This is a genomic window from Paraburkholderia oxyphila NBRC 105797 (assembly GCF_000685075.1).
Lineage (GTDB): Bacteria > Pseudomonadota > Gammaproteobacteria > Burkholderiales > Burkholderiaceae > Paraburkholderia > Paraburkholderia oxyphila.
Map to the genome: position 1 here is coordinate 1 of NZ_BAYD01000043.1, position 18,619 is coordinate 18,619.

General features: G+C 67.7%; 15 protein-coding genes and 2 pseudogenes. 6 read left to right on the top strand and 11 right to left on the bottom strand.

The features are described from left to right. Positions 1-87: 87 nt before the first annotated feature. The gene (gcvA, locus tag BO1_RS24695; protein ID WP_028219832.1) at positions 88-1,008 is read right to left on the bottom strand and encodes a transcriptional regulator GcvA; all 921 of its coding nucleotides are present in this window, start codon (positions 1,006-1,008) and stop codon (positions 88-90) included. 133 nt (positions 1,009-1,141) lie between these two features. Between gcvA and BO1_RS24700 the strand changes: the two genes are divergently transcribed. Continuing rightward, entirely contained in the window at positions 1,142-1,918 is a 777-nt protein-coding gene (locus tag BO1_RS24700; protein ID WP_028219833.1) for a hypothetical protein, read from the top strand. Between the two features lie 74 nt (positions 1,919-1,992). Here BO1_RS24700 and BO1_RS52640 read toward each other — a convergent pair whose 3' ends face one another. From BO1_RS52640 to BO1_RS24720, 4 genes are all read right to left on the bottom strand, one after another. After that, positions 1,993-4,062, bottom strand: a complete 2,070-nt coding sequence (locus tag BO1_RS52640; protein WP_156992389.1) for a heavy metal translocating P-type ATPase — start codon at positions 4,060-4,062, stop codon at positions 1,993-1,995. Beyond that, the gene (gene hflK / locus BO1_RS24710) at positions 4,059-5,093 is read right to left on the bottom strand and encodes a protease modulator HflK (RefSeq protein WP_028219834.1); all 1,035 of its coding nucleotides are present in this window, start codon (positions 5,091-5,093) and stop codon (positions 4,059-4,061) included. The genes BO1_RS52640 and hflK overlap by 4 nt, the downstream gene beginning before the upstream one ends. Further along, positions 5,090-6,157, bottom strand: a complete 1,068-nt coding sequence (gene hflC / locus BO1_RS24715; RefSeq protein ID WP_063744713.1) for a protease modulator HflC — start codon at positions 6,155-6,157, stop codon at positions 5,090-5,092. Before hflC ends, hflK begins: the two co-directional genes overlap by 4 nt. A gap of 97 nt (positions 6,158-6,254) precedes the next feature. Next, on the bottom strand, positions 6,255-8,231 hold the full coding sequence (locus BO1_RS24720; protein WP_084688172.1) for a protease modulator HflK: 1,977 nt from the start codon (positions 8,229-8,231) through the stop codon (positions 6,255-6,257). A 336-nt stretch (positions 8,232-8,567) separates the two neighbouring features. Between BO1_RS24720 and BO1_RS24725 the strand changes: the two genes are divergently transcribed. Further along, the gene (locus BO1_RS24725; protein WP_028219837.1) at positions 8,568-9,998 is read left to right on the top strand and encodes a sensor domain-containing diguanylate cyclase; all 1,431 of its coding nucleotides are present in this window, start codon (positions 8,568-8,570) and stop codon (positions 9,996-9,998) included. A 254-nt stretch (positions 9,999-10,252) separates the two neighbouring features. Here BO1_RS24725 and BO1_RS52645 read toward each other — a convergent pair whose 3' ends face one another. Together BO1_RS52645 and BO1_RS24735 are read right to left on the bottom strand one after the other, a co-directional pair. Next, positions 10,253-10,903, bottom strand: a complete 651-nt coding sequence (locus BO1_RS52645; RefSeq protein WP_167338388.1) for a peptidoglycan DD-metalloendopeptidase family protein — start codon at positions 10,901-10,903, stop codon at positions 10,253-10,255. Between the two features lie 199 nt (positions 10,904-11,102). Continuing rightward, positions 11,103-11,594, bottom strand: a complete 492-nt coding sequence (locus BO1_RS24735) for an NAD(P)H-dependent oxidoreductase (RefSeq protein ID WP_028219838.1) — start codon at positions 11,592-11,594, stop codon at positions 11,103-11,105. A 176-nt stretch (positions 11,595-11,770) separates the two neighbouring features. Between BO1_RS24735 and BO1_RS24740 the strand changes: the two genes are divergently transcribed. Then, the gene (locus BO1_RS24740) at positions 11,771-12,289 is read left to right on the top strand and encodes a DUF1697 domain-containing protein (protein WP_028219839.1); all 519 of its coding nucleotides are present in this window, start codon (positions 11,771-11,773) and stop codon (positions 12,287-12,289) included. 121 nt (positions 12,290-12,410) lie between these two features. After that, positions 12,411-13,076, top strand: a complete 666-nt coding sequence (locus BO1_RS24745; protein WP_028219840.1) for a DUF2278 family protein — start codon at positions 12,411-12,413, stop codon at positions 13,074-13,076. Between the two features lie 20 nt (positions 13,077-13,096). Here the strand turns inward: BO1_RS24745 and BO1_RS24750 are convergent, their stop codons facing one another. Next, positions 13,097-13,831 carry a copper homeostasis protein CutC gene (locus BO1_RS24750; protein WP_028219841.1) on the bottom strand — a complete coding sequence of 245 codons (735 nt, stop codon included), beginning with the start codon at positions 13,829-13,831 and terminating at the stop codon, positions 13,097-13,099. A 34-nt stretch (positions 13,832-13,865) separates the two neighbouring features. Then, positions 13,866-15,017: pseudogene (locus tag BO1_RS52650) on the bottom strand (cysteine desulfurase family protein); the annotation flags it as partial. A 623-nt stretch (positions 15,018-15,640) separates the two neighbouring features. On the opposite strand from BO1_RS52650, the gene BO1_RS52655 reads away from it, so the two are divergent. Then, the gene (locus BO1_RS52655) at positions 15,641-16,696 is read left to right on the top strand and encodes a glycosyltransferase family 2 protein (RefSeq protein ID WP_084688174.1); all 1,056 of its coding nucleotides are present in this window, start codon (positions 15,641-15,643) and stop codon (positions 16,694-16,696) included. 101 nt (positions 16,697-16,797) lie between these two features. On the opposite strand, the pseudogene BO1_RS61890 reads toward BO1_RS52655, so the two are convergent. Next, positions 16,798-16,890: pseudogene (locus BO1_RS61890) on the bottom strand (putative quinol monooxygenase); the annotation flags it as partial. Between the two features lie 141 nt (positions 16,891-17,031). Between BO1_RS61890 and BO1_RS24765 the strand changes: the two are divergent. Beyond that, entirely contained in the window at positions 17,032-17,469 is a 438-nt protein-coding gene (locus tag BO1_RS24765; RefSeq protein ID WP_028219842.1) for a PRC-barrel domain-containing protein, read from the top strand. Positions 17,470-17,547: 78 nt separating this feature from the next. On the opposite strand, the gene BO1_RS24770 is transcribed toward BO1_RS24765, so the two are convergent. Next, entirely contained in the window at positions 17,548-18,492 is a 945-nt protein-coding gene (locus tag BO1_RS24770) for a LysR substrate-binding domain-containing protein (RefSeq protein ID WP_028219843.1), read from the bottom strand. Positions 18,493-18,619 lie beyond the last annotated feature (127 nt).

Below are 18,619 nucleotides of genomic sequence, written 5' to 3' on the forward strand. Positions count from 1 at the left end.
ACAAAAAAAAATCAATTCTCAACGACGTTCAAATCACAAAAGCGCGAGCGAATCGCACACCGCTATGCCCGAAGGCGTCCTCCGCCTTCACGCCCCCTGCCCCAAAAAAATCCGAATTTCATCAGCAAGCCAATCGCGCAAGGCGCAAACCTTAGGATCATCGCGACTACCGATGCGATACACGAGATCATGCCCGCGCTCCGACTTCAAACAAATATCCGGAAAAGGCGCCACCAAACGCCCGGCCGCAATATCGTCGGCCACAATCACGCTACGCCCGAGCGCGACACCCTCACCTCGAATCGCGGCTTCGATAGCCATACTTCCATGACTGTAGGCGGAACCACGATCGCTGCGTATGCCCTTGATTCCCGCCAGCGCAAGCCATTGCTCCCAATTGGCCAGCATGCCATCTTCATGCAGCAAGGTACAACGCTTGAGACTCTCGACCGAAGGCCGGCCCGCCCTGCCCTCCCCCTTGGCCTCCCAATAGGCAGGAGTACAAACCGGCGTCACGGTCTCCTCCAGAATCCGCTCGGCAAGCACACGCGGATAACGCCCGCTCCCATACCGGATGGCCACATCGGCCTCCCCGTCATTCAAATCGACATACTTGTCGGTCACTTCGAGGTGAACATCGAGCTCCGGGTGGCGAGCCTTCAGCCGATGCAGCCGCGGCGCAAGCCATTTGTTCGCGAAGGACACGCTGGAATTGATCTTCAGCCGCGTAACGCTATCGTGAGCCCGCAGACGCTCCGCTTCCTTCGTCAACTCCCCCAGCACGCGGGTCACGGCCAGCAAAAACTCGGCCCCCGCCTCGGTCAGCACGATGCGCCGGGTCAAGCGCTGGAACAGCGCAACGCCAAGGTGGTTCTCGAGTGTCTTGATATGCCGGCTCACCGCGCCATGCGTGACATGCAACTCTTCGGCCGCCAGCGTCATGCTCAACAGCCGCCCGGTGGCCTCGAAGGCGCGCAGGGTTTGCAATGGTGGGAGCCGGTCGAACATATCTAAGCCATGCGTGAGTTTTACTCACGCATTATATGACGACAAATGGTTTGTCAGACGGGAGCGCCACCTTCAATATCGACAGCATCGTTCAAGGCTCTCTCTGCCGACTCTCTGTTTCGTTGCGCTCATCATGGATCTACTCGTTTTCAAGCTCGTCGTCACGCCGCTGTTGCTGTTGGCCGCCAGTCTTGCCGTTCGCCGCTGGGGCGAAGCGATCGGCGGTTTCATGGTCGGGCTGCCGCTCACTTCGGGGCCGATCTCGGTGTTCCTCTCGCTCGAGCATGGGCCCGCCTTCGCGGCCCAGGCCACGGCGGGCTCGCTCGTCGCGACGGTGGCGCAAGTGGCCTTTTGCCTGGTCTATTGCAGGCTCGCGAGCCTCGGATGGCGCATGGCGCTCTCGGGCGCCAGCGCGACGTTTGCGGTCGTGGCCGTGCTGCTGCAATGGAGCGATCTGCAGCAAACGGGCTTATTTCTCCTCGCCATCGCGGCCATCGCGTTCGCGCTCAACCTCATGCCCAACACGGCAGCCAGGAGCGCAAGAGTCGATCCGCCGTGGTGGGACTTGCCCGCGCGCATGGCGCTCATTGCCGGGCTCGTGGTCGGGGTGACGTTGATCGCGCCTTATGTCGGGCCTGAGGCAAGCGGCGTGCTCGCGTCGTTCCCATTCATGGCGATCATTATCGCGGTGTTCGCGCATCGCATCGCCGGCCGTGAAGCGCCGCAGCAGGTGATGCGCGGCATGACGGCAAGTCTGCTGGGGTTTGCCACGTTCTTCTTCGTGCTGAGTCTCGTGTTGACGCGCACGAACCTGGTGGCCGCGTACGGCAGCGCAATTTTCTGCACTCTCGCGATTCAGGCCGTGTCGCTGTACCGGATGCGCATGCCTGCCGCGCTGCCTGCGGAATGAGTCGAGCGCTATAGCGAAGTCGGAGGGAGCGCATGCGCTCCCTTAACTCTAACCACGCGCGTTCGTACCCGGGATCAGCCCTGCGCGCTTCCCGCGCCAGCCGCACTCGTTGACGAAGCCGCTGCATCCGCATCGCGCCGCAACAGCCGCCCGGCATTCGCGATGACCACGAGCGCGCCCACGTTGTGCAAGATCGCGCTCGCCACGGCGCCAATCACGCCAAGCGCCGCGAGCGCGATCACGGCTACAGTCCATCCGAGGCCGATTGCCGCGTTCGCGGTGGCAATGTTCCGGCAATGTCTGCCGAGGCGAATACAGTCGGGCAGGCGGCGCAGGTCGTCGGCGAGCAGCACGACGTCCGCCGAGGCCACCGCGATGTCGATGCCGCGCTCGCCCATCGCCACGCTCGTCGAGCCCGCCTTGATGGCGAGCACGTCGTTGAGGCCATCGCCAACCACGAGCGGATGATGGCCCGCATCGATCTCGCGCAGCACGTAGTCGAGCTTGTCGTGCGGCAGCGCCTGTGCGATCACCGTCTCGATGCCCACCTCGCCCGCGAGCCGTTGCGCCACGCTCTCGCGGTCACCCGTCACCAGCGCCTCGCGGGCAATGCCGAGCGCACGCAGATCGTCGAGCGCCTCGCGCGCTTCGGGGCGCAATGTGTCTGCGAAGGCGAACCACGCGAGCAGGCGGCCGTTCAGCGCGAGTCCCGCGCAAGTGCCGTCGAAGTCCGCCGGTGCAGGCGGCAAGTCATGCACGTGTTGCACGAGCAGATCGTGGCGGCCAAGCACGGCAACACCCGCGTCCGTCTGCGCACGCACGCCGAGTCCGCGCAATTCGCGCGCATCGGCAAATGGCACGGACGCAACCGCCCCCTGCTCCCCCTCACTCACCAGCGCGCGGCACACCGGATGCGCGCTGCTCAACGCCAGCCGCACCGCCAGCGCTCGCGCCTGCCCCTCGTCCACGCCCGGCTGCCACGCCACGCGCGTGACGCGCAGCTCGCCGTGCGTGAGCGTGCCGGTCTTGTCGATCACGAGCGTATCGATCTCCGCGATCTTGTCGAGAAACGCCGCATTCCTGAACAAGATGCCGCGCCGCGCGCCCGCCGCAATGCCCGCGATGGCCGTCGAGGGTGCCGCGAGCACGAGCGCGCAAGGGCACGACGCGACGATCACGGCAAGCATCGCCGAGGCGTTGGCGCTCACGAACCAGACAATGGCCGCGATCAGCAGCACGAGCGCGAGGTAGGCGTCCATGTAGCGTTCGAGCGCCTGGGTAATGGGCGGCTTGGCGGCTTCCGCGCGCTGCATCAGTTCGATGACCTTGCCGAGCGTCGAGTCCTCGCCCACCTGCGTGATCTCCACGCGCAACGGCCCGTCGAGGTTGATCGAGCCGCCGTACACGCTCGCGCCCTCGCCCGCGTCCTGCGGCAGCGATTCGCCCGTGATCGGCCCGTTGTCGATGCTCGAGCGGCCGTGACGCACGACCCCGTCGGCGGGAATGCGCGCGCCCGGCAACACGTCGACGAGGTCGCCCGGGCACAGCGCGTCGTACGGCACCTCTTCGATCGCCCCCTCACCGTTCACGCGCCGCACGTTGCCGGAGGTCAGGCGCCCGAGCGCGCGTATGGCCTCTTGCGAGCCGAGCACGCTGCGCTCCTCGAGCGCGTGGCCGAAGGTCATCACGATGGGCAGCAGCGCGGCCGTCGTCATGTCGCCCACGGCCCAGGCGCCCAGCATCGCGAGCGCGATCAGGCGATCGGTCACGCCGTGCAGGCTCGGCGACTTGAGGCTGTGCCATGCGCCCGCGAACACCGGCGGCGCGACCACCAGCGAGGCCGCCGCCGCGAGCAGTTGCGCAAGCGTCGCGCCACCGCGTGCGCTAGTGGGCCAGAGCCACGACCAGGCAAGCGACAGCAGGAGCAGGCCACCCGCGACGAGCGCGAGCAAGGTATGGCGCGTGATGGCGCGACGCTCGGCGGCGGACATCGCGAGCGCGTGGACTTCATGGCCGCCGTGCCCGTTGTGCCAATCGTGGCTATCGTGCCCGTGCTGGCCCTCGTGGCCTCGCTGCCCATCGTGCGCCGCATGCGCCGCGCGAGCGCTGGCCTGCGGCCCCGCCGGTTCATACGGTGTCGTCATGGCGCGTGCCCCGGCAAGACGAGGCTCGATGCATCGTTCGGGTCGATCGTCGTCACGTGTCTGGCCTTCGCGAGCACGGCCTGAACGCGGTCGCGATACGCGCGCGCAACGAGCCCCGGATCGTGGTCGAGCGCGAGCGCCGCTTCGAGCTGCGCGATCGTGGAGGTCTCCGACTGTGCCGTGGCGACGCGCTCGGCGGCGTTTGCGTGGGCGTCCTGCACGATGCGGTCGGCGTTCTGCTGCGCGCCCTGGCGCGTCTTCTCGGCGATGGTGCGCGCCTGGGCGATGTCGCGCTCTGCGTTCTGCATCGAGCTCAGCACGGCGTTGAACGCGTCAATGGCCGAAGCAGGAAACGATGCCTGCACGTCCATGCGCGCGACCTCGATGCCGAGGCCCGCATGCGCCGCGGTGAGCGCGTCGAGATCGCGCTGGACCGCGCGCGCAAGGTCGCCGCGCAGCGCTTCGCGGCGCGCGGCCATTTGCTGGTCGGCGGCCACCATCTCCGGGCGCGCCACGAGGATCGCGTCGAGGTCGCGCTGCGCGAGCGTCTGCGCGACCGCAGCCGAGACGATGCGTTCGAGCGCCGCGTCGAGATAGTCGAGCTGCAACGCGTAGGCATAGGGATTGGCCACACGGTAGAACAGCGTCGCGCTCACCTGCACGACGCCGTTGTCGCCGGTGAGCACGTAGCCGGACCCGGCGAGCGCGTCGGAATCCATACTCAGCTGCGTGCCCGCGCGCGGATCGCGCATCAGCGAAACAATGCGGCGCTCGAGCACGCGCTCGCGGCCGGGCACGAGGCGCACCGCTTCGAACGGACGCGGCCAGGCCACCAGCAAGCCCGCGCCCTGAGTCCTCACGTAAGCGCCAAAGCGCGTCACCACGGCGCTGCTGTCGGCTGGAATGCGGCGCACGTTCGAGGTGGCCCACACGAGCGCGGCCAGCACCGCCAGCGCCGCGACGAAGCGGAACGACAGGCGGACGGCCTGTGCGCCGGGACCGAGCGCGGGAAAGTTTTCGCGCGTGTTCATCGGCCTTGCCCGTGGGTGCGTGCGGGCGGCGCGGCCGCGCCGGCACCCGCACTGCCGTTCATCCCCGGCGGCCCCTGCACGAGCGCGCGGAACGGCGCCGCGTCGGTGCGCAGGATCAGGTTCGTGTTCTGGTTGACGACCGAGCCCAGCGTGTCGAGCGAGCGCAGCATCGTGTAGAGCTGCGGATCGGCCGCGTAGCTCTTGCCGTAGATCGCAGCCGCATCCTTGCGCGACTGCGCCTCGATCTCGGCCGCTTTCACGTTGGCGTCGGCGATCAGCACGCGTGCGTCGCGGTCGGCGTCCGAGCGGATCTGCGCCGCTTCGCGCAGGCCCTCGGCCGTGCGCTGCGCGGCCACGGTCTCGCGCTCGGCACGCATGCGGTCGACCGTCGCCGAGAGTGTCACGGCGGGCAGCGTGAGCCGCTCGAGCCCCACCTGCACGACGTGCACGCCATACGCGGCGTACGCCTGGGCGTCGACCTGGCGGCGCAACGCCTCTTCGAATTCGCCGATGCGCACCTGCGATGGATCGGTATTCACGAGCGACGCGAGATCGAAGCCCGCCGAGGTGGTCTGCAGCGCGGAGCCCACGAGCGAGCGGATCTGCCGCGCGGCTTCGTCGGGTTCGTTGCGCACCGCGCGCACGAAGCGGCCGACGTCGCCGGCATTGGCCGGCACGCGCCACGCCACATAGGCCTGCACGATGATGCGCAGGCCATCGCGCGTACCCACGTCCTGCAGCCCGCTCGAGGTCGTGTGCAGGCGCAGGTCCACCGGCAGCGCCGCTTCGATGGGCGCAGGCAAGCGCCACGCGAGGCCCGGCGCGAGCACCACGCGCACCGGGTCGCCGAAGCGCGTGATCACGTCCGCCTCGCCCTCGCGCACCTGCACGAAGCTCGCGACCACGAGCGCGACGATCACGCACGCGAGCGCAAGCGCCGCGCGCAGCGCGAAGCGCGGCCGGTTCGCGGGGGCGCCTGTGCCTTGCTCGCCGCCGTGGCCGTGTCCATGTCCATGTCCGTGATGATGAGAGTGCGCATCGCCGTGCGCGTGAAAGAGGCCCACGTTCAAATCACCCTGTTCAATGTCGATGCCAGATCCGATGCCAATGTCAATGCCAGCGCGTGCGCACTGATTGCGTCCACACGGCCCTGCGCGCGCGTCACCATGCCTGCCTCACGCCTGCCGCCGTGGCAGGGGTCAGCGTGCGCAGGTCGAGGGTCGCGCGGCTGCCGCTCGCGAGACGGTCGTCGATCACGGTCACGTTCGCGCTTTGCAATCCTTTTTGCAGGCTGTGCAGGTAGTACTCGAAGGCGAACGCGGGGCCGCCCAGGCCTTGCGCGATCACGTCGGCGTCGAAGCCGGCCTGCTGAACGCGCGCGGCGGCCAGCGTGTCGGCCGCGTTCGCGCTGCCCTGCGCAACGGTTTCGATCGCCTGCTGCTGCGCGCCGCCGATCGTCTGCGCGGCGAAGCCGCGTGCCTGCACCACGCTCGCCTGCGCGCGGATCTGCGCCGCCTGCACGCCGTGATACGCAGCCGCCGCGCCCGCCGGCGGATGCACGCTCTCGATCACGACCGCCACGACCTCGATGCCGCTCACGAGCGGGTCGAGCTGACGCTGCACGGCGGCGCGCAGCGTCGCGGCCATGGCGGTCTGCGGCGTATCGAGCAGCGACTGCAGCGTGCGCGACGCGAGATAGCGCACGACCTCGCGGTTCGCGATCGAGCGCACCGTCGCGTCCAGATCGACGGTGCGATAGAGGGCGGCGCGCGCCGCCGCGTCTGAGAGGCCGATGCGGTAATCGAGGCGCACATCGGCGCTCACGATCTGGAAGGCCTGCTGGTCGCCGCTTGTGCCCGCGATCACCTGCGTCGTCTCCCACGGATGCGTGACGTCCCAGAGCCGGTTGAGCTGGCCGGGCGGGGCGGCGTCGGCGGCAACGGGCGGCGCGGCCTGGCTCGTGTCGTTCGCGCTGCCCGAGACGATCAGCTGATGGACGGCGCCGTTGTCGATCGGGCGCGCGCGGCCGAAAGGCCAGGGCAGCCCCACATGCAGACCCGGCTGCCACACGGCGACCGGCGCGCCGAAGCGCTCATAGACGGCGCGCTGATCGGGACCGAGGATCGTCACGCCGCCCAGCAGCCAGCCCGCGAGCATCATGGCCGCGAGCGTGCCCGGCAAGAGGCGCACGAAACTCTGCAGCGCCCAGTTCTGCCGCAAGTCGATGCCGTAGCGCGCGCGCAATCGCTCATCGAGGGCGGCGAGCGGATGCGCTTGCGGGCGCAACGCGGCAGCGACGACGCTACGCAGGAACCACGCATCGTCCGCTCCCGCGGAACCCGACACGGGTGCCGCCAGCCATGCCCATGCCGAACGCATCGCCAGTTCGATCGCAACGGCGCCGCTCAGCACGGCTATCGTGCGTGGCAGCCACTCCGGCGCCGGCTCCCCATGCAAGGACCACACGCCCGCTGCCGCCGCACCCAATGCCGCGACGATCAGCACGCGCAACAGCCCCACGAGCGCAGCGGATGCGCGCGAAGCGGCGCTACGTTGTGCGTGAAAGCGTTCCGCGACGAGCGCGCCGAACGCGAGCACGAACGTGAGCGCAACGAACACGAGCAACGCGGCCTGCGTGCCGGCTGGCGCCGGTTCGGGCCGTGCCCACGCGAGCGCGGCGAGCCCGAGCGAAACGAGCGCGATAAACGGCACGGCCCAGGGCTGCCAGGGCAAGGCGCGCAACAGGGCGCGCAGGTCGGGCTGGTCGTGGCTTGGCGTCTCGCCGGTCTGGCTGGCCTCGTTGGTGTCGCCATCCTGCGCGGCACGCGCAGCGTCATCACGCCTGAACGCCAGCCGCGCGAGGCCCAGCAGCGTCTTCCACAAGGGCGCGCGAGCGGACGGTGCAGCCGCCTCGCGCGCAGCGATGAGCCGCGTGCCGGTCACGGCGATGCCAATATTGAGGCACGCGCTCGCCATGGCCGCGCAAGCGCGCGCATCGAGCGGCAGCCCCGGCACGCATGCGAGCAAGCCGAGCGCAACACCGAGCCCCAGCGCAAACGCGCCAAGCCGGCTCTCGCCCGCACGGCCGGCGAACCACCCATAGGCTTCGTGGTTGTCGCGAGCTGCGCGATGCACCATCAGGTATCCTTACATAACAATTACGAAAAGCGGGCAAGCGTCGCAACGCTTGTCTGGCGGGCCGAAACGCGCGCGCCCAATGTAGCGCGCTCGATAAGGAAACTCAACCGCAACGCTCGTGCGCGCCATGCATCAGATGCCCTTCTTGCCGGTCATTCGCTCCCCCATCGGCAAGCGAATCGGCGCAAAATAGCCTTGCAAACGGACGCTCAAACGCTTCTCCCTTCATTATCAAACGCTCGGCCTGCACGCGCACTGCCCAGGGCCCTGGGGCAAGCCATGCGCGGCCGGCATCCACAATCAATAAACGCACAACGACCAACGCAACGGGACCCCATGTACGGCTTGCTGATAGGACCGGCTACACGCAGGCAGGCGATCTTCGCCGGCCTCTGCGCGCTCGCAATCCTGCTGACGCTTGCGCTCGCCGCGCCGCGCGCACGCGATGCCCTGCCCGCCATCGGGCCATTCATGCCGATGTGCGCGCTCACCGTGTTCACCACGTCGTGCATCGCCGCATTCATGCTAGGCGCGCGCTTCGCGGCCACGCGCCTGCCCATGCTCGGCGCGCTCGGGGGCGCCTACGCGTTCACCGCCATCGCCGTCGCGCTGCAGTTACTGATGTTTCCTGGCGTGTTCACGCGCGCGGGCATGCTGGGCGCAGGCCCGCACAGCGCCGCGTGGATGTGGGTCTTCTGGCATGCGGGCTTCCCCGCGCTCGTGATCGTGGCCGAGCTGGTGCGCAGCCGCGCGCCGGACGACGCGCCCGCGGATCCGGGCCTTGCGGGCCTCAGTGCACGCGCCTGGCTCCTGCTCGCGGGCCCCGCCCTGCTCGCCGCGGCACTGGGTGTGTTCGTCGTTCATGTCGATCTCGTCGCGCCGTGGCACGCGAGCGGGACGGCCGCTGCACCCATGCCACCGGCCGGCATGACCGCCAACGCAACGGGACTCGTCGTCTGCGCGCTCAACGCCGTGGCGATCGCCGTCGTCGTGCTCAAGGGGCGGCTGCGGCTCGTGCTCGACTGGTGGATCGCGGTGGCGCTGCTCGCCTCGCTCGTCGATGCCGCGCTCAATACGCTGAGCGTCGAGCGCTTCACGCTGGGCTGGTACGTCGCGCGCCTGTTCAGCATGTTCGCGCCCGGCGTGCTGGTGTGCGTGCTGGTCTGGGAGGTCACGGCGCTCTACCGGCAGTTGTCGGAAGCGCATGCTTCGCTGATCCAGACATCGGCGCACGATGCGCTCACGCGCGTCTACAACCGCAGCTATTTCGACGAGCAGTTCCACCGGGCATTCGAGCGCGCCGCGCGCGGTGCGCAGCCGCTTTCGCTCGTGATGATCGACGTCGATCACTTCAAGCTCTACAACGACGCCTACGGCCATCTGCACGGCGATGCGTGCCTCGCCGCGGTGGCCGAGGCGCTCGCGCTCACGCTGCGGCCCGGCGACTTCGTCGCGCGCTATGGCGGCGAAGAGTTCGCGCTGGTCCTGCCCGGCACCCACGCCGACGAAGCCTGCGCCGTGGCGGAGCGCGCCCGCGCGGCGGTCGCGCAGCTCGCCATTCCCGCGCCCGTGGCGGCGGGCCGGGTCACCGTGAGCGCCGGCTGCGCCACGAGCGGCCCGGGCGGTCAAGGCACGCCAGGCGTTGCAGGCGGCCCGGCTGCGAGCGCCGCGCCCCATGCGCTGATTGCCGCCGCCGACGCGGCGCTCTACGCGGCCAAGCGCGCCGGCCGCAACCGCGTCGCGCGCGCCGGCGAGAGCGTGGCGTAAGGTCGGGGCCGCCCGCGCATCGGGCGGTGCTCGGCACGCGATCGATAAAGCGTTCGCTAACCTCCCGGACCTGCGATCAGGTTCGCTCCGGCCTGCTCCACACGGTGCCAGTCTAGCCGCCGAACTCGCGCAACACGGCGTCAGCGGCGGATCGCACTTTGATATTGCTCTGTTATTACGGATTCCCAGGCAATCTGCCCACGCCGAAGCCATGCTTCGACGTGACATCCGTATCCCCGCAGCCCTGCCTCGGCTTACTCAATGACCGGTCCGGAGTCCGCCGGCAGATGTGCCAATGGATCCACCGCCTGATTGCCTTCGCGCATCTCGAACTGAAGCAGCGCCTCGCCGTTGCTTTGCGTGCCCATTTCGGCGATGGGGGCACCGCGCTGCACGGCATCGCCCTCACGAACGAGCAGCCGCCGGTTGTTGCCGTAAGCCGTCACGAAACCGTCTTCGTGCTTGATGATGACCATGAGGCCATAGGTCTTGATGCTGTCGCCCGCGTAGACGACGCGGCCCGCGGCGGCGGCCTTGATGGGCATGCCCGCGCGCCCGGCGATCTCGATGCCGCGCGCGCCGTCCTCGCCGAACTCGCGGATGACCACGCCGCTGACCGGCCACACGAATTGCGCCGACGCAGCGGCGCGCATGGCGCTTACCGTGCCGGCAGCGTGGGGAGCAGCCGCATGCGGCTCGTTTGCCTGGTGTGACGGGGCATCGGGCGGCGCCATGCGCAACATCTGGCCCACGAGCAGCAGCGTGCCGGGCGAGACATCGTTCCAGCGCGCGACGTCTTGTGGCTTCTGTCCAAACCCCTGCGCGATGCTATCGAGCGTATCGCCCGGCCGCACGCAGTAATACCCCGCGCTCACTGTCCGGCAGTACGTCGTGAAGGCAGACAAGTCCGGGCCCCCAACGAGCGTGCAACCCGACAAAAGCCCGCCAACGCCCAGCAACACGCCCCCTATCGCGCCATGCCGACGCAATCTCAAGCTCGATCTCATTAAATTCGTCATCCTGCGTTTAATGCGTGAGCCGAGCATTATGAAAGGCAGGCGCGGGACCCCATCTCAGTTTTACGGGCGCAGCGGCATGCGCGCTTCAGAAGACCCCGAGCGCGAGCCCGGCGGCGAGTCCGGCACCCAGTTCCGCGCAGCGTTCGAGATCGTCGGCGCCAATGGTCTTGGGCGCGAGAATGCGCTCGGGCGTCTGCGCATGCGTGCAGACGATCACGCCCTGCGCCACCGCCTTCAGCCGCCAGCCCGTGGCGATACGGTCGATCTGGCGCAAGGCGTTCTGCCCGTCGCTGCCCGCGCAGATCATGACCGCGTAAGGGCGGCCGTTCACGCGGTCGAGCGCCGCGTAGTAGCTGCGGTCGAAGAAGTCTTTCATCAGGCCGGACATGGCCGCGAGATTCTCCGGCGTCGCGAACAGATAGCCGTCGGCGGCCAGCACGTCTTCGGGCTGCGTGGCGTCCGCGCGCTGCAGCTTCACCGCCACGCCGGATTGCTCGCGTGCGGCGGCAGCGGCGGCCTCAGCCATTTGCTGCGTTCCACCGGTCATCGTGTGATAGACGATCAGCAGCGTCTTCATGCGTATTCGCTCGTTGGTCCGCTGGCGCGCCGGGATGGCGCGTCCCATCGCTTCGATGATACCGCCGCGCGTCGCAGCGGCGCTGGATGCGCCCAGCGCTTCGCCCGATGCCCGATGCCCGATGCCCGATGCCCGATGCCCGATGCCCGATGCCCGATGCGCAGTATCATCCCCCCATGCCTACCTACATCGCTCTCCTGCGTGCCGTGAACGTCGGCGGCACTGGCAAACTTCCCATGACCGAACTGCGTGCGATGTGCGAAGCGCTCGGCTTTACCGGCGTGCGCACCTATATCGCGAGCGGTAACGTGGTCTTTCAGAGCCGGCTCGCGGCAGCGAGCGTCAAGACGCGGCTCGAACGCAGCCTTGAAGAATACGCGGGCAAACCGGTCGGCGTGCTGTTGCGCAGCGCGCAAGAGATGGCCGCCGTGCTCGCGGCCAATCCGTTCGCGAGCGCGCCGCCCGAGCGCACGCTCGCGCTCTTTCTGGACACCGCCCCGAGCGCCGACGCGCTCACGACAGTCGGCGGCCAGGGCACGGAGACCATTGCGCTCAGCGCGCGCGAAATCTACGTGTACTACAAGGACGGCATCGGGCGTTCGAAGCTCAAGATTCCCGCGGCGAAGGACGGCACGGCGCGCAACATGAATACCGTGGCCACGCTCGTGGAATGGGCCGCGCAAGGGGCCGCATAACGCCGACTGCGCAGGCCGCGCCCCTGCCCGTGCCAAAAGCCGCGCAGCACAACTGTCACGCAGTCGTCCTATGATGGGCGGCCCCGCTGCAAGCGACAAGCGATTCCAGGAGATGCCCGAGATGACGCTTCCCTACGGCTACGCGAAAGGCAAGATCGTAACGACGCCGCAACTCAAGCCCACGCAACGGCCCCATGAAGTGCAGTATCACCTGCACTTTGGCCTTTCGGTCGCGGGTGCGCAATGGGACATTGCGGTGAACGTCGGCACCACCGACGCCGACGACTTGCTGAAGTACAGGCTGCCGTTCGACTTCAGCCACCCCGTGCTCGCGACGCTCCAGAGCGCGGCGCCGGGCTCCCACGACCTGACCGGGCAAGCGGCGCTGCCCGCGCTCGACTTCCAGCGCAGCGACTTCCTCGCCAATACCGGCGCCTGGCGCGACAGCGACGTCATGGACGGCTCGGACGCCGTCGAGCCGGTCGCCACGCTGCAGCGCCTGCTGGTGCGCGCGAAGCAATCGAACTTCGATGTCTACGTGTTCGGCCGCTTCTATAGCGAAGGCAACGGCATCCACGACGTGCACATGAACCAGGGGTCCACGGGCGAGTTCATTCACCGTCCCGGCGACGACAGCAACGACCACAATGACATCTGGCAGGACGGTGCTTTACTCGTGGATCTGGGTACGCCGCAGTGGGCGCTCTACGTGGCTGCGTTCGATCAGCAACGGCTGCCGACCGACGATCTGGGCAATCCCACGCCAGATTCGAAGCCGATTTCGTAGCGGCGTTCAGTCGTTTGACTTCAGCCCATTGAAGCAAGCGCCTCTTTGAACGCTTGCACGAGGCGCTGCGAAGTGCGGCCCGGATGCGCCGGAAAGAAGCCGAGCTCGACGCCCTTGCCATCGTATTGCGCGAGCGCTTCGCGGCACGATGCGTGCACTTGCGTGGCGCCCGTCGCCTCGACGATGCGGGCGACGTTATCGGCGGCCACGCCACTGCCGGGCATGATGGCGATGCGCCCCGCCGAGCGGCGCGCGAGATCGGCGAGCACAGCCAGTCCATCCACCGCGCGCGCCGCGCCGCCCGAGGTGAGAATGCGCTCGAACTCGAGCGCGACCGCTTCTTCGAGCGCGCGCGCCGGGTCCGGCACGAGGTCGAACACACGATGCAGCGTGGTGCCGAGTCCATGGCCTTCGCGCGCACGCTCGCACAACGTACGCAGCAGCGCGACGTCGAGATTGCCGTCAGGCAGCGCCGCGCCGAGCGCCACGCCTGCGAGGCCCGCCGCGCGCACCGCGTCGATATCGGCGAGCATCGCCGCCGCGTCGGCGCTCGACCATTCGAACGAACGCGCATGCGGCCGGATCATTGCGTAGACCGGAACGGGCGCGCGCGCCGCCGCCGCGATCAGCCCCGGCGTGGGCGTGAGCCCGCCGAGCTCGAGCGCGGAGCACAGTTCGATGCGATCCGCGCCGCCAGCGACGGCGGCTTCGAGCCCATCCACGCTGTCGACGCAGACTTCGAGTGAGACTGGCATACGCGTTATGCGCCGCTCACGCTTCGCGCGCGCAGGCTGCAACGGGTGCGCATTGCGCGACGACCGTGCGTATGCACTCGATCGCGCGATCGACATCTTCCTGCGTCGTATAGCGGCCGATGCTGAAGCGCAGCGTGCGGCTGGCCGCCTCGGCGTCGAGCCCGAGCGCGCTCAGCACGTGCGAAGGCGCACCCGAGGCCGAATTGCACGCCGAGGTGGACGATACGGCCAGATCCGCGGCCAGCATGAACGGGAAGAAGCCGGGCAAGCCGATCGTGAGGCTCAGCGTGTGCACGATCCTGCGCGCCGTGCGCGCATTCTGGGTCACACCTTCGAGGTCGCGCACGCCATCGAGCAGACGCTCGGCGAGACGCGCGATGCGCTGCGTATCGGCCTCCATCCCGGACACGGCCAGTGCGCAGGCCGTGCCCATGCCCACGATCTGGTGCGTGGCGAGCGTGCCAGAGCGCAGCCCCCGCTCATGGCCGCCGCCGTGCATCTGCGGTGCGATGCGCGCGGCCACCTCGCGGCGCACATAGAGCGCGCCAATGCCCTTGGGCCCATAAACCTTGTGCGCCGACATCGACAGCAAGTCGATGCCCATCGCCTTCACGTCGATGGGCGTCTTGCCGAGCGCCTGTGCCGCGTCCACGTGCAGCAGTGCGCCCGCGGCATGCACGAGCGGCGCGATGGCGGCGATGTCCGTGAGCGTGCCGATCTCGTTGTTCACGAGCATGAGCGAGACGAGGCCGGTGTCGCTGCGCAAGGCCGCCTTGACGGCCTCCACGCCGATGCTGCCATCGGCCGACGGACGCACGTAAGTGACCGTCATGCCGCGCGCTTCGAGGCTCGCCATGGTGTCGAGAATCGCCTTGTGCTCGAGGCAGCTCGTGACCAGATGGCGCTTGTCCGTGGCCGCGTCGGCGTAGCCCTTCAGGGCGAGGTTGTTCGATTCGGTGGCGCCCGAGGTCCAGACGATTTCATCGGCCCCGGCGCCGATCAGCGCCGCGACCTGCGCACGCGCCTGCTCCACGAGGCCGCGTGCCTTCGTGCCCGCCGCGTGCGAGCTGGAAGCGGGATTGCCGAATGCGCCCTCGATGCCGAGGCATTCGCACATCGACGCGATCACGCGCGGGTCGGCCGGCGTCGTGGCCGCGTAGTCGAAATAGTGCAGTTTGTCGCCCATTGTCCGTCGTTCTGTTGCTGATTGAATGGGGCACCATGCTACGCGGCGGTCCGTAGAAAGGGGTTCCATAATTGCGGCCGGCACTCGGCGGCCAAAGAATTATTTTCTCTTCGCGCCGATCGACTGAAGCCATCGCCGCGGCACGGCCACTGGCCGGAACCGGCTTCGACAAAATGAGCCTGACGTGAATGGCGTGTATTTCGCCATTTCGGAAAGGGAAAAGCGCAATATATGGCGCCGCCATTCAGAAAATAATCGGGCCGCGCCGGAAAACCACGCGAGCTATCGAGATGCGACCCCTTCTGTGCGGTTTCCAGGCGCCGCGCGCCGCCGCGCCGGGCTACTCGAATTCAGGGCGAGAAGCCCACTGGACACCGCTTTCCGGGCAAGCGCCCCGTCGGCAAGCCGCAAGGTACAGCGCTTGCTGACGCAACCGCGATTTTCTTTTCGAATCTTCGTACGATTCGCGCGTAATTCCCGCCAGATACGCGTTTTCCCGCATTACCCCGGCTTGCGATTTATTTTCCATTTCTTTTGAGTTTTGATCCCTTACCGTCATGCCAGTTGATTGGCGTTCGCAATGCGAACCTCTTCATCGTCCCTCAGGAACAAGGGGTAGGCCCATGACGATAAAAACCAAAGTTTCGATTTGTCTGCCCACGTACAAGCGTCCGGATCTGCTGATCGGCTGCATCGAATCGTGTCTTGCGCAGACGCACACGAACATCGAAATCGTGATTGGCGACGATTCGCCGGACGAGCAGACCGAACGCCTGGTCGCCGCGCGGTACGGCAATGACGAGCGCATCACTTATCGGCGCAATACGCCCGCGCTCGGTCAGGCACGCAATGTCGCGAGCCTCTTTGCGCGCGCAACCGGCGACAAGATCCTGCTGATCCACGACGACGACTACCTCGCCGGGCACTGCATCGAGCGCCTGCTCGCGCAATGGGAGCGCCATCCGGAGATTCAGGCGGCGTTCGGCAATCAATACGAAGTCGACCACGACGGGAGCGTGGATTACGCGTCGAGCCAGCGCATGAACCACGCCTATCACCGCACGCCGGCGGCGGCGGGGCTGCAGGCCCTGCCTGGACGCACCGGCATCGTGCAGATGTTCCCGAACAACGGCTGGCTCGCCGATGCCGCGCTCGTCAAGCAGATCAGCTACGACGAGCAGCATGCCGTGTGCTGCGATTACGTCTTCGGCGTGCGCCTGTGCCTGGCGGCGCGGGGGGTCTGCTACATCGACGAACATGTCTCCTATTACCGGAAAACCGATGTCTCGGTATCCCAGTCGACGCGCAATACGACGAGTGCGTCGTCGCTCGCCGCCTGGAGCTTCCTCCAGGGGCTGAAGCTGCCGCCCGCGCTCGAGCCCGCGCGCAAGCTCGCGATGCGCCGCTTCGTGCCCATCGTGGTGTCGCTCTATGCGCGCAACGACAAGGCGCGCGCCGGCTTGCACCTCGCGCTCGGGAATCTGCACGCGTACCGGTTCGGCTTGAGCCCGCGGCTCTACTATCACCTGCTGATGATCTGGAAGAGCGCGCGGCGCGCGAAAAGGCGGCCGCCAGCGCTCGCATTCGATGCGGACGAAGCGGGCGGGGAGGTGGCCCCTGTCACGCCGGTCCTCGATGTCGCGCCGATGGTCGACGTCACCCGCACGCGCCTTCCCTGAGCGCCACGCCACGGTCTTGCCGCCCTCGCGCGGCGGCGGGCGCTCGGGCGCGCTCAGCGCCTCGAGGGCGGCATGATGAAAACCTGATGGCCATCGCGGCTTCAGGCTTCGCCCTCCTCCACCATATAGCGGCTCACCTCGCGCCGCTCCAGCAGCGGAACGATCGCTCCCACGCCAATGCGCTGGAAATGCGGCCTCCTGTCAGCGCATCAAACCCGCATGCAACTTACGCGCAGCCATTTCTCAATCCCGCTAGTATGGCAATTCGAGTTTTTTCGCGCGGTCCCTGCGGCCGATTGAATTTGAAGTAGAACCTTGAATCAGGAGCACAGTAAATGTCTTTCCGCATGACGATGTTGGCGGCCGCCGTTCTGGCCGCAAGCGTGGCAAGCGCAGGCGCGCAAGCCCAGGTCGCCGGCGCGCAGCCGCTGAGCGTGACGGTCGAGCAATCGCAGGCGCTGCTCGAAGGCTGGAGCGTGAAGAAGAGCGTGCTCGGCAAGGCCGTCTATAACGACGACAACGCCAAGGTGGGCACGGTGCGCGACCTGATCATCGCGCCGGACGGCACCGTCTCGGCCGCCATCGTCTCGGCGGGCGGCTTCCTCGGCGTCGCCGCGCACGACGTGGCCGTGCCGATCGCCTCGCTCGACGTGCGCAACGGCAATCTGTATCTGCCGGGTGCAACCAAGGAAGCGATCAAGGCCACGCCGGCATTCCAGTACGCGAAGGTCGTATCGCCGCCCAAGCCCAAGCAAGCCGATATCAAGCACTAAGATAGTGCGTGAGGCCAGCGCCATCCTGGACTGGCCTCATGGCAGACCCATGCGTGGCGTCTTTCTCGATGCCACGCATCACCCCGCCGCCATCCCCGCCTCCCGCAGTTCAATTCCTGTCCAGACACCGCTCGCGCAAAGCTCCTCGATCAGCTCGCACAGCGTGCGCCGCACGGCAAGCGAAGCGGAACTCACCGGCAATGCATTCGGCCAGCAGATGCTCGCCGGACGCCTGATCACCGGTTCGACGATGCGCCGCATCCTGGGCCGCTCGGCCTGTGCGCGCAACGCTAGCGCCGATGCCGGCAGGATCGTGCACGCCGCGCCCGATTGCGCGACCGAGAGCAGCATGGGCAACGAGTCCACGTCCGCGACGATGTTCAACGGCACCTGCTCGCGCGCGAAGGTTCTTTCGAGCAACAGGCGCAGCCCGTTGGCCACGCCGGGCGCCACCAGCGGCACATCGGCGAGCGCCGCCAGCGGGCAGGTACGCGCGCGCGCCGGCAGCCCCGGCTCGCCGAGCACGCAAAGCTCTTCGTCGAGCACGGGCTGCGCCGAGATGCCGGGCGTGGCCGTGTCGCGAAACAGGATCGCGAGATCGAGACGGCCGTTCGCGAGCAGTTCGTTCAGGTAGCCGCTCATGCTCTCGAAGAATTGCAGGCGGATGCCCGGATAGCGCTCGCGCACGCGCTCGAAGACCGGCATCGCCAGCACCGAGGCCATGGTCGTGGGCAAGCCGATGGCGACCGTGCCCGATTCCGCGCCCACGCCCTCGCGCACCTCCTGGCGCAATTGCTCCATCTGATGCAGCACGAGGCGCGCGTGACGGTATAGCGCCTGGCCCGCGGCGGTGGGCTTCACGCCCTGCGGGCTGCGCACGAGCAGCGGCACACCGAGGTCGTCTTCCAGCTTCGCTATCTGCTGGCTGAGCGACGGCTGCGCCACGTAGAGCTTTTCCGCGGCCTTGCCGAGACTGCCGTAATCGACGATGTTCACGAAGTAACGAAGCTGACGAACGTCCATGCGCGCGGCCCTTGCGATCCTTTCAATGCGAGGGTCATAGGATACCCTTATGACCGGTACATTCAATCCGTATTTCCGCGCTCCGGAACATTCGCATACAGTCGCCTCATTCCCCTATAGCAAAGTG